General features: G+C 60.1%; 16 protein-coding genes and 1 tRNA gene. 6 read left to right on the top strand and 11 right to left on the bottom strand.

From position 1 onward, the window contains the following. Positions 1–6: 6 nt before the first annotated feature. Positions 7–82, top strand: a tRNA-Phe gene (locus tag DQG18_RS14120). Between the two features lie 28 nt (positions 83–110). Here the strand turns inward: DQG18_RS14120 and DQG18_RS14115 are convergent. The 8 genes from DQG18_RS14115 to DQG18_RS14080 all read right to left on the bottom strand — a co-directional run bounded on the left by DQG18_RS14115 (position 111) and on the right by DQG18_RS14080 (position 5,659). Next, the gene (locus DQG18_RS14115; RefSeq protein WP_116654893.1) at positions 111–296 is read right to left on the bottom strand and encodes a DUF3008 family protein; all 186 of its coding nucleotides are present in this window, start codon (positions 294–296) and stop codon (positions 111–113) included. A gap of 39 nt (positions 297–335) precedes the next feature. Beyond that, positions 336–848 carry an MgtC/SapB family protein gene (locus DQG18_RS14110; RefSeq protein ID WP_116654892.1) on the bottom strand — a complete coding sequence of 171 codons (513 nt, stop codon included), beginning with the start codon at positions 846–848 and terminating at the stop codon, positions 336–338. Positions 849–913: 65 nt separating this feature from the next. Then, a complete protein-coding gene (locus DQG18_RS14105; RefSeq protein WP_116654891.1) occupies positions 914–2,701 on the bottom strand; it encodes an SLC13 family permease in 1,788 nt (595 codons plus the stop codon). 129 nt (positions 2,702–2,830) lie between these two features. After that, positions 2,831–3,883 carry a 4-oxalomesaconate tautomerase gene (locus tag DQG18_RS14100; protein WP_116654890.1) on the bottom strand — a complete coding sequence of 351 codons (1,053 nt, stop codon included), beginning with the start codon at positions 3,881–3,883 and terminating at the stop codon, positions 2,831–2,833. A gap of 304 nt (positions 3,884–4,187) precedes the next feature. Continuing rightward, positions 4,188–4,445: a hypothetical protein gene (locus DQG18_RS14095; RefSeq protein WP_116654889.1), complete on the bottom strand. Its 258-nt coding sequence runs from the start codon at positions 4,443–4,445 to the stop codon at positions 4,188–4,190. Continuing rightward, the gene (locus tag DQG18_RS14090; protein WP_116654888.1) at positions 4,442–4,693 is read right to left on the bottom strand and encodes a hypothetical protein; all 252 of its coding nucleotides are present in this window, start codon (positions 4,691–4,693) and stop codon (positions 4,442–4,444) included. Before DQG18_RS14090 ends, DQG18_RS14095 begins: the two co-directional genes overlap by 4 nt. After that, the gene (locus DQG18_RS16220) at positions 4,693–5,406 is read right to left on the bottom strand and encodes a phage antirepressor KilAC domain-containing protein (protein WP_245958469.1); all 714 of its coding nucleotides are present in this window, start codon (positions 5,404–5,406) and stop codon (positions 4,693–4,695) included. The genes DQG18_RS14090 and DQG18_RS16220 overlap by 1 nt, the downstream gene beginning before the upstream one ends. Continuing rightward, complete coding sequence (locus DQG18_RS14080) at positions 5,399–5,659, bottom strand: hypothetical protein (protein WP_116654887.1); 261 nt, start codon at positions 5,657–5,659, stop codon at positions 5,399–5,401. Before DQG18_RS14080 ends, DQG18_RS16220 begins: the two co-directional genes overlap by 8 nt. Before the next feature lie 131 nt (positions 5,660–5,790). On the opposite strand from DQG18_RS14080, the gene DQG18_RS14075 reads away from it, so the two are divergent. The 5 genes from DQG18_RS14075 (at position 5,791) to DQG18_RS14055 (ending at position 7,730) form a co-directional block, all read left to right on the top strand. After that, on the top strand, positions 5,791–6,228 hold the full coding sequence (locus DQG18_RS14075) for a hypothetical protein (protein WP_116654886.1): 438 nt from the start codon (positions 5,791–5,793) through the stop codon (positions 6,226–6,228). Beyond that, entirely contained in the window at positions 6,221–6,526 is a 306-nt protein-coding gene (locus DQG18_RS14070; protein ID WP_116654885.1) for a hypothetical protein, read from the top strand. The genes DQG18_RS14075 and DQG18_RS14070 overlap by 8 nt, the downstream gene beginning before the upstream one ends. 11 nt (positions 6,527–6,537) lie before the next feature. Next, the gene (locus DQG18_RS14065; RefSeq protein WP_342771505.1) at positions 6,538–6,792 is read left to right on the top strand and encodes a hypothetical protein; all 255 of its coding nucleotides are present in this window, start codon (positions 6,538–6,540) and stop codon (positions 6,790–6,792) included. Positions 6,793–6,973: 181 nt separating this feature from the next. Further along, positions 6,974–7,264, top strand: a complete 291-nt coding sequence (locus DQG18_RS14060) for a hypothetical protein (protein ID WP_116654884.1) — start codon at positions 6,974–6,976, stop codon at positions 7,262–7,264. A 13-nt stretch (positions 7,265–7,277) separates the two neighbouring features. Then, positions 7,278–7,730, top strand: coding sequence for a hypothetical protein (locus DQG18_RS14055; protein WP_157970189.1), 453 nt, complete (start codon positions 7,278–7,280; stop codon positions 7,728–7,730). A gap of 181 nt (positions 7,731–7,911) precedes the next feature. On the opposite strand, the gene DQG18_RS14050 is transcribed toward DQG18_RS14055, so the two are convergent. Genes DQG18_RS14050 through DQG18_RS14040 form a run of 3 tightly spaced genes read right to left on the bottom strand, consistent with a single transcriptional unit; the run spans position 7,912 to position 9,141 of the window. Continuing rightward, positions 7,912–8,145, bottom strand: a complete 234-nt coding sequence (locus DQG18_RS14050; RefSeq protein ID WP_116654882.1) for a hypothetical protein — start codon at positions 8,143–8,145, stop codon at positions 7,912–7,914. Positions 8,146–8,160: 15 nt separating this feature from the next. Next, entirely contained in the window at positions 8,161–8,475 is a 315-nt protein-coding gene (locus tag DQG18_RS14045) for a hypothetical protein (protein WP_116654881.1), read from the bottom strand. Between the two features lie 9 nt (positions 8,476–8,484). Beyond that, positions 8,485–9,141, bottom strand: coding sequence for a glycoside hydrolase family 108 protein (locus DQG18_RS14040; RefSeq protein ID WP_116654880.1), 657 nt, complete (start codon positions 9,139–9,141; stop codon positions 8,485–8,487). Positions 9,142–9,210 lie beyond the last annotated feature (69 nt).

Raw genomic sequence — 9,210 nt, 5'->3', positions numbered from 1 at the left:
CCCGATGCCCGGGTAGCTCAGTTGGTAGAGCAGCGGATTGAAAATCCGCGTGTCGGCGGTTCAATTCCGTCCCCGGGCACCATTTCCCCCCTTGAGTGACAGCCCCGGGATCAATCCTTTTTCTTGTTGGGCAGGTTCTTGCGCTTGGTCGAGGCCATGTCCTCGAGTTCCTTTTCGCTCATCGAATCCACCATTTCCCGGGACGCACCCTTGAGCTTGGATTTGGGCGTGTCCCCGCGCTTGGCCGAAAGCGCCGCGCCGGCGGCTTTCTGCTGGGCCTTGGATCGTGCGGGCATGGGTCGAACTCCTTTGCCGTCATATCGGGGCAAACGGGTTCAGCGCTCGGGCGTTCCCTCTGGCGGTTCGCCATTGGTGTGGAGCACCCGACGCTCGACATGACCCAGTACGAACGTGACCGCCACAACGAACACCGTGGCAACACCGGCAACCACGTAAAACCCCGATCCGCACGCCACCCCGATCGCTCCGGCCATCCACATGCCCGCCCCGGTCGTCAGGCCCTTGATACTGCCCCCCGAACGGATGATGGCGCCAGCGGCGAGAAAGGCGACCCCCGCCGTCACCGCCTCGATCACGCGCAAGGGATCGAGCCGGGCGATGGCTGCGTTGAGGTCGACCATCTCATGATAGATTTCAAAGGTCAGGACCGTGAAGGCGGCAGCGGCCAGCGAGGTGAGCATATGCGTGCGCAGACCTGCCGGCCGGTTCCGCAACTCCCGTTCAAAACCAATGATCGCGCCGAGCAGGGCTGCGACCGCCAGCCGGGCCGTGATGGCCAGAACCGGCAGGGTTGTGGGGTTGGAGCCCAGAATGTCGGCAGAAAACATGCTTTGCGATCGGTCCCGGTGCGTCCTCGTTGCGATAACGCATCCCGGGCCGTGACCGTTCCACTTCACAGCGGCCAGAACAGGGGGATGAGGAAGATCGTAAGCGCAAAGGTCACGAGATTCATGACGATCCCGATCCTTAAAAAATCAAAGAACTTGTAGCCGCCCGCGCCGTAGACGAGCGTATTGGTCTGATACCCGATGGGGGTCAGAAAGCTCGCGCTGGCGGCGAACATGACGGCGACCACGAAGGGGCGCGGGTCTATCCCCAGATTGATCGCAAGGCCGATGGCGATGGGCGTGAAGATGACCCCCACCGCGTTGTTGGTCACGACCTCGTTGAGCGCGGAGGCCAGAAGATAGACCACGCCCAGCGCAAAGATCGGCGAGGTGTTGGCGATGAGCGGGGTAATGGAATCGACGATTATCTGCATCAGCCCGACCCGATCCATGGCAACGCCAACCGCCAGCATCGCAACGATGAGCCCCAGAATGCGCCAGTCCACCGCCTGAACCGCCTCGTCGATCTCGACGCACCTTGTGGCCAGCACAAGGGCAGCACCGATGACCGCCAGCCCGGCGATGGGCATGATGCCGAACCCCGCCCCGATCACCACCGCCAGCATGACGCCGATGGCAAGCGGGGCCTTGGCGCGGCGAAAGCCCCGTTCAGCGGGCTCGGAGACGTTGACGAGGTCATAATCCTCGACCATGCGCTGCAGATCGTCGGGACTGCCTTCGATGAGCAGGGTATCGCCCATCTCGAGCGGTGTGGTTTCAAACCGGTCGGCGATATTTGATCCACGCCTGTGCAACGCGACCGGATAGACGCCATAGCGGCGGCGCAGCCGCAAATGCCGCAAGGTCTTGCCCAGAATACCCGCGCCGGGCCCGATGAGGATTTCGACCAGCGCGGAATCGCGCGCGCCCAGTGATTGCATGTGCTCGATCTCGGGCACCGTGAGATCGCCCTCTTCCTTCATCGAAAGCAGTTCGGCCACCGAGGTGCGGATGACGACGATGTCACCGGGCTGAAGCACCACATCGGCCAGATGGCGCCGGAGCGAGAACGTGGCGCGAAGCACGTCGATGAGCTGCCGGTCGGGCCGGTTGAACGCCCCCACATCGCTCGCCCGCTTGCCCACATGGGGCGAGTTGTCCTCGATGACCGCCTCGAGCACGAACTGGCGCTTCTCATCGCCGCGCAGCAGCGACGAGGCCGACGAGCGGTCCGGCAGGAGCCCCCGCATCAGCACCATGATAACGATGCCCACGGCGGCGGCGATCATACCCAGGGGCGCGATCTCGAATATGTGGAACGGCTCGAGACCGCTCTGCTGGGCAACGCTATCGACGATAATATTGGTCGAGGTGCCGATGAGGGTACAGGTGCCTCCCAGGATCGCGGCAAACGAAACCGGGATAAGGAGCTTGGACGCCGCCGTCTCCATCTCGCGGGCGACCGCCACCGCCACGGGGATCATCAGCATCACCAGCGGGGTATTGTTCATGATGGCGGACATGGCGGCGATGGCGAAGAGAAAGGTCAGCATCGTCCAGTGCGGATGAGCCTTGGCCCTTAGCGTGACCACCCGTGCGAACGCCTCCAGCGCCCCGGTCCGTACGAGCGCCGCCGAGATGATGAACATACCGGCAATGGTGGCGGGCGCCGAGTTGGACATGACGCCCAGAATATCGTCCACGGACAGGATGCCGAGAAGCAGTAGAACCGAAACGGCAACCGCCGCGCTGACCTCGGGCGAACGCCACTCGCGCGAAAAAGCCACGAACAGGACAGTGACCACCGCGGCAACGATAGGCGCGCCGAGCGGCTCGACAAACTCTGCGACCAACTGTGCCCTCCGCTTGATCCGCCAGCCATCTTATTGCATGGGGCCGAAGGAATGAAAGCATGCTTTGCGGCGGTTCGCCGTTTTTTGAGAAAAAGCTGCCCGCCCTTGCGGCTACCGCCAGACCGTCATTCAGGGAAAAACCTGCCCGTCGAAAAGCTTTCGTGCGGTTCTGAGCACGGCGGCGGTTTCGACATCATTACCCGCCATGGTGACGATGACGCTCATCTCGCCGGTCGGGTGCTCGACCGAAATGAGCTTTTCATCGCCCTCGGGGATGCTTGCAAGGCCGGCTGCCGGGCCCTGGGGCAGAAGGCAGGCCGTGGCAACGCTCACCGCGCCCAGAACCCCGATGGCGTCGTGGCAGCGATGGGGGATTAAGGTGCGGGTCGAAAGCGCCCCGCCAGCGCGCGGGCGCGATACCATGGTCATCTTGGGCACCGACTTATCGGCCACATCGCCAAGGTTCATCATCGGCCCGGCTCTAAGCCGGATCGCCTCGAGCTTGTCGCGCAACTCGGCATTGGCTTCGAGCGCCTGCGGGGTTTCCTCACCGGTGATGCCCAGAGCGGACGCGGCCAGCACGACGCAAGGCATCCCGTTATCGATCAGCGTGCAGGCAACGCCCTCGATCGTATCGACCGGATTGCCGGTGGGCAGCAGCGCGCCGCAGGAGGAACCGGCGGTATCGGCAAAGGTGATGGGCACGGGAGCGGCGGTGCCCGGCACCCCGTCAATACGCGCTTCCCCGTCATAACGCACCGTGCCGCCGGGGGTCTGGACCCGCGCAATGGCGATCTGGCCGGTGTTTTCCATATGGATGCGAACGCTGGTCTCGCCATCGGTAGCGTTCACAAGCCCGCGCTCGATGGCGAACGGGCCAACGCCTGCAAGGATATTGCCGCAATTCTGCGCATCGGTCACGGTGGGCTTGTCGACGAAGACCTGCAGGAACAGGTAATCAACATCGGCATCGGGCCGTCCGGATCTTTTCACCACCGCGACCTTGGAGGTCAGCGGGTTGGCCCCGCCCATCCCGTCGATCTGGCGCGGATCGGGTGAGCCCATGACGCCCAGGAGGAGGGCATCGCGCTCGTCTTGATCGGCGGGCAAATCCCCGGCGAGGAAATATCCACCCTTGGAGGTCCCCCCTCGCATCCACATACAGCGAACGGGCTCGGACATATTCAAAATCCTTTTTAGGGGGCCGGCATGCCCGGTTTTCAAGGGATAATGGTGGGAGTAACTGGGATTGAACCAGTGACCCCTGCCGTGTGAAAACTGGGCTCCGTCGCCAAAGTGGCTGTTTCCGGATGGTTACTGAAAGTAACGGAGCCAAAATTTCACGTTTTGAACCATATATGTTCTCATACTTTGGAGCAAGTGAACCACAGAGCACTGTCTGACGGACCGAATCCAGCCGCTCATTCGGATGCTCTCATACCCATTTTGAAGTCAGTGCTCCGTGGTTCAGTTTTGGTTCAAGCCATTAGGCTTCGATTGCAGCTATATATTTTCCGTGAAGTTGTCTGGCTCGGTCCATGCACTCGCCAGCCATCCAGTTCAACCGCTCCGCTTCCGCGCGCCCGATATAGACCTGTGCGTAGCTTTCCCCGTTTTGGGTTTCCCTGAACACACGACTGGTGTCCGTTTCGACCAACTCATTCAGGATGGAGGCGATCATGAGCAGGTCGCTCACGTCGCCTTCGAGGTCAGACAGTGACTTGAGCTTTTCTTTCTCGTTCATGACATACCTCCATGTCGCGATTGCTCAAGAGCGTCAGCCGTCATCCGCCTCTGCAGATAATCCATCCCCGCAGGGGTGATCCGGACCTGAGTTGAGCGAACGATCAGACCATCGGGAAAGCGTAGAAGAACCGGCTCGTTGAGCATGTAGCCCGCCGCAACCATTTCCGGTGCCGCCACATTCGTGAAGGTCTCTCCATCGGGCGCGATACCCTTGGCATCCACGTGGATCATGCGTAGCTTTGCCATCACGCATTCTCCAAGTTCATGAGTTCGGGTAGTTTCTTGCGAAGCCAGTCGAGCCCTTTGGGCGTGACGAACGTCTGGGGCCGCATCTTTCCGGGCTCATTCCGGTCCTCAACCGGAAGCATCACGAAATACCCCATGTCCCGATAATATTGTCGCGGCGTGGCGGGGGTTCCGTAGAGAACCGAAGCCTCTCGCAACGCTTTGATTGCGAGATTAGGGCCAACGCCGATCACCTTCATTGCTCGCTGGAGATTGAAACTCTCCTGCTTCGCGCCAATGAAATAGTCGTATGCCTCCACTTTTGGGGCGGCAACTTCGAGCGCCTTGAGCGCGCCGCGCTCCAGTTCCTTGGCTTCGATCCATGCCCTGGCAGCGGCTATCGGATCATTGAAGTCGGGCAGCGCGGCAAAGCGGGCCGCGTTCTCCAATTCCTGCCAGCGATCCACCAGCCGGGCCGTAAACTCGGGCGAGAGCTGGGCCACGATCACGTAGCTGTCACGCTTGCCGATCCGATAGACCTGCTCGACGCGCGGGCGGCCCATTGCATCGGTAATTTGTTCATCCTCCAATGGAGGGCGAACAATCACGCCCCGATCAGCAAGGCGCTCAATGGTGCGTTTCACATTGTCATGGCGGGATTCGAGCAGCTCCGCGATTTCGCGGCTGCTCATTGTAACGGGGCCCGTACCCGTGATATTAATGATCTCAGTCATCGGTGGCAGCTCCATTGCCATTGTTGACAGGATTGCCGCTTTCGCGAGCGGCGGTTTCTGCGACGGCACCAGGGGCCAGGACGCCAATCTCGTCCCCTGGTGCCGTTTCTGCTTCCCCCAACGCCAGTTGGATCAGCGACCGCATGGCGCTGGCGCGAGAGCCTTTTCTGGCTGCGAAGCGATAGTCCTCGATGCGTTGCACGAGGCTCTTTTCCATCATCATCGTGATCCGCTCGGTTCTTGGCTCAATCATAGAGACCTCCTTGAGACCGTGTTAACCACACCAATAAGCCATATGAGCATATTGAGCGTCAAGCTATATATGCTCATATTGCGCTAGTAGCTGTGTAGTGCGATTACGTCGGAGTGTAGCAGGAGCCAAAAATGACTGAGGAAACCGAGAATAAGACTGAGCGTGTCCAACTTTTGATGACGCCCAGTGAAGTCAAGGCTATCGATGATTGGGGTTTTGAAAATCGCATTCGCACAAGGGCAGAAGCTATCAGGCGCCTTTGCCAGATGGGGATTATCGCTGACGAAACACCCTTGATGCAGCTGGCCATGCACCTAATCTCCCACTTTATCGATGATACAAAACTAGATGACAAAGCTCTTGCCGAGATGAGAAGCGGCGCACCCCTCGAGCTCGATATCAAACGTTTGTGCTGGGCGATTTTTGAGGAGCGCAGCAAAATGGGCGGCTTTAGGAGCGACGACGTGCCGGAGGCGATGGAGGCCGCAAAGCGACTGGCTGCAGATTACCGACGCATGGAGCAGGAGGCGGGTGCTGACTTGCACATCCCACCCAGGAAGAATGACTGATCTCAACGACGACACCCCATTGACCCTTCAAGAAGCCTGCGACTTGATCTTTCGCGGGAACATATCGCCGTCGACCTTGAGGGCCGAGTCGCGCCGCGGACGGCTGGTGATTGAGAGAATTGGCAAAAGGGATTTCGTTACACCTTCCGCTATCAAGGAAATGCGGAAGCGCTGCGAAATTACGGGAGACAGTCAGCGCGTCAGGCAGCCTGACTTGGCAGAGCCCGAGCGTCTAAAGGCAGCACGGCTTGCGCTTCAACTGACCGCTGAGCGCTTGAAGAAAATGCCCCGTAAGTAGAGGTTGAGCGGTTGACCGACAAACCCACCGCACCGACAAAGCTGATCGTCGTCATGGCCTTCGAGGACGATGGAGAAGGCGGATTGCGCCCGGCGTTCGATCCGCGCGAATACCAGAGCGAGGATAGGGCAAAGCGGGAGGCGCAGGCCATGGTCGGCGCCTATCCCGCCGTCATCGCCTGGTCTCGCGAGGCTAAGCCAGATATCGGAGAGTATGGCGAGCCCGAGGTTCTTTTCAGTTTCGGGCCGGTGCCGGACATGGAGTGATTGGCAACAAGCGGCTGCCATCGAGTGCTTTGGCACCCTTCGCGTTTTACGACAGTACACCTTACTTGTAAAACAGGCTGCTTATCACGACTTGAGATGGACGAGAACGCAGGCTCGGCGCCGGTTCCTACAATCCCGCCCTTTAGAACGCTTGTTCGCCCGGTCTCGTAGGAGAATTGACATGTTCACCTACCAATCCGGCGAGCCGCTTGCCGCGTCCAAGCGAAAGACCTCACTGCGCAGCTCAGCTCGTAAAGAGTGGCCCTTTCTGACCCCACTTGACCTGACCATGATCTCGTCCGAGCCGCAATTGGCGACGATGGTGAAGGACCGAAGCGGGCGCACGATGTCCGAAGCCGACATAATGGTCAGGAACTGGATGGAACGGCAGAAAATCACACCGAGGCTCTCCGCCCCCTTGCCGTCATTGCCGCCAGAATTGGCGTGGGAGAACGAAGGCGGGGCCGCCTAGCCGGAACTTAGCGATGGAAACCAGAACCATGTACGGCAAGAGACTGGGTATCTGCCTCAAGACGATCAAATGGGGGCCTGCGACACTGGCGGAAGGTCTCAATGTCGAACCCGAATTGGTCGAGAAATGGCTCAGCGACCGATCGGATATCCCTATGGCCGTTTCGGCCTGGATAGAAGCTTTGACTTTTACCCACGAAGCTTCGGACTTGATGCGACCGGACATTTCAAAATCAGACCGCCAAGGTCTCCGGGCCGATCGACCAATGCTCGAGCACATTCCTGTTTATTCATACAGTTTATTGCGCGATCTGAACCAAGGTGCGGTCCCGATAACCTCGTTGTACGGAACCGATAACGAGGCAGCGGTAGCGTTCCTCATTTCGCGGGGTTTGGCGGATCGCACGGACGACAAGCTCGTGATCACTACTGCGGGAAGATCGCTTGGGGAGATCGCCGCGAGCTAATTGGAAATGGCGGTGAACACACAAGCCCTCCATAGCAGAGCGTCTACTTTTCTTCCCCCTGATCCGATCCCCCACCGCGAGCGGATCGCGCGCGGCCGAAAGCAGCCACGCGATCAGGTTGCCACTCCACTGGATTGATATTCTGATGCGCATCAGGAGAGTGGTGTTCGATCTGCGCTGATCAGCCACCGCCCTTTGTAATGGCGAGCCAGATCAACCCCAGTCCCCCGATTGTCAATACACCGACGGCGGTGACAAGGCTTTGCTTCTGGACCGTGCCGATTGAGTTTCGCCAAGCCCGCAGGTGCTGGAAATCCTTCTGGACCTCGATAGGGTTTGACGCATCGACGCCGAGACGGATCAACGTCTCGACAACGGTTTCAGCGACGATTTTCTTGATTTCGGCCTCGGTCATTACTCCGCCTCCTGCTTACCGATGCCGTCGCTCGATGGGACCATCGTGATAGCCGGCGATAGCGCGGGCCTCGGCTTCGGTCAGCACCGGGCGCTTGAAAGTAGCGCGGCCATTCCAGATCAGCCCGCCGACGGTTCCGGCAATGCCGATCAGCGTGCCAAGCGAGACCTCGTGCCACTGTCCGGTGAACAGTGCGGCGAGGGTCAGCATGATCTCCGAGAACGCGCCGGGCTGGACCTGTTCGACGGCGATGATGATGCCGCCCAGTTCGAGCGCGCGACGGGCGAGCCAGCCGAGAAACATGGGAAGGAAAGAAGCGAGAAAACCCATGGAAACCTCCTATCGGGTCAAAAGAAAAACCGCCACGAGGGCGGTTGCGATGATGATTGCTGCGAAGATCAATCCGGGACTGGCCGGAGCCTTGTCGGGCGGGGCGGGATCGACGCCCGGATCGTCGGGCATGCGGGGCATCACCCCGGCCATGGCGAGCGCGTCAATCTTGACCTCCCCCACCCTTCGCGACCATCCCCGGCCAAATGTGGAGAAGGTCGAAAGTGTCTTGAGCCATGCAAGGCGATCATCGCACAATCGGATGATGGTTGTTCCGGGGTCAGCAGATCGAACCGCAGCTAGGGTCACGGGTCCGATCCTGCCGTCCTGTGGCACGCCCGCAATGCGCTGCAAGAACTTGGCGGCGCGCGCTGGCCCGCTGTTGACCGCGAAGTCGAAGACGGCGTAGTCAACGCCAGCCGGCAGATCATCGCCCTTGATTTCGTTCCAGTACCGGGCACGGTAGATAGCGCCGGCCTCGGTCTTGGTGAGATTGCGAACGTCCTGCTTGCTGACCTCGCGCGTGGACTTGCCGCGCCATTCGGCCAAGACCCGGTGCGTAATACCCATATTGGTGGCGCCGCCGGGGTCCTTTGGGTGGTCGACATATCCGCCCTCATGTACCAGCACGCCAGCAAGCGCGCCCGCGAAATTCTCACGTGCCATTGTTCATTCCTATGTCTGTGTGTCAGGTAGGTGGGGGTGCCGTTGGGGTGGGGTGCGGCGCGGCGCGCA

The organism is Pelagibacterium sediminicola (assembly GCF_003390885.1).
Lineage (GTDB): Bacteria > Pseudomonadota > Alphaproteobacteria > Rhizobiales > Devosiaceae > Pelagibacterium > Pelagibacterium sediminicola.
The sequence above is the reverse complement of the archived record's forward strand: the minus strand, read 5'-3'. Positions and strand labels throughout refer to the sequence as shown.

Bases quoted from the DNA above. Each gene is read 5' to 3' on its own strand.
- DQG18_RS14095 (WP_116654889.1), bottom strand. From the start codon at position 4,445: ATGAACGAGAAAGAAAAGCTCAAGTCACTGTCTGACCTCGAAGGCGAC.
- DQG18_RS14070 (WP_116654885.1), top strand. From the start codon at position 6,221: ATGACTGATCTCAACGACGACACCCCATTGACCCTTCAAGAAGCCTGC.
- DQG18_RS14110 (WP_116654892.1), bottom strand. From the start codon at position 848: ATGTTTTCTGCCGACATTCTGGGCTCCAACCCCACAACCCTGCCGGTT.
- DQG18_RS14050 (WP_116654882.1), bottom strand. From the start codon at position 8,145: ATGACCGAGGCCGAAATCAAGAAAATCGTCGCTGAAACCGTTGTCGAG.
- DQG18_RS14100 (WP_116654890.1), bottom strand. From the start codon at position 3,883: ATGTCCGAGCCCGTTCGCTGTATGTGGATGCGAGGGGGGACCTCCAAG.
- DQG18_RS14040 (WP_116654880.1), bottom strand. From the start codon at position 9,141: ATGGCACGTGAGAATTTCGCGGGCGCGCTTGCTGGCGTGCTGGTACAT.
- DQG18_RS16220 (WP_245958469.1), bottom strand. From the start codon at position 5,406: ATGACTGAGATCATTAATATCACGGGTACGGGCCCCGTTACAATGAGC.
- DQG18_RS14080 (WP_116654887.1), bottom strand. From the start codon at position 5,659: ATGATTGAGCCAAGAACCGAGCGGATCACGATGATGATGGAAAAGAGC.
- DQG18_RS14045 (WP_116654881.1), bottom strand. From the start codon at position 8,475: ATGGGTTTTCTCGCTTCTTTCCTTCCCATGTTTCTCGGCTGGCTCGCC.
- DQG18_RS14060 (WP_116654884.1), top strand. From the start codon at position 6,974: ATGTTCACCTACCAATCCGGCGAGCCGCTTGCCGCGTCCAAGCGAAAG.
- DQG18_RS14115 (WP_116654893.1), bottom strand. From the start codon at position 296: ATGCCCGCACGATCCAAGGCCCAGCAGAAAGCCGCCGGCGCGGCGCTT.
- DQG18_RS14075 (WP_116654886.1), top strand. From the start codon at position 5,791: ATGACTGAGGAAACCGAGAATAAGACTGAGCGTGTCCAACTTTTGATG.
- DQG18_RS14055 (WP_157970189.1), top strand. From the start codon at position 7,278: ATGGAAACCAGAACCATGTACGGCAAGAGACTGGGTATCTGCCTCAAG.
- DQG18_RS14090 (WP_116654888.1), bottom strand. From the start codon at position 4,693: ATGGCAAAGCTACGCATGATCCACGTGGATGCCAAGGGTATCGCGCCC.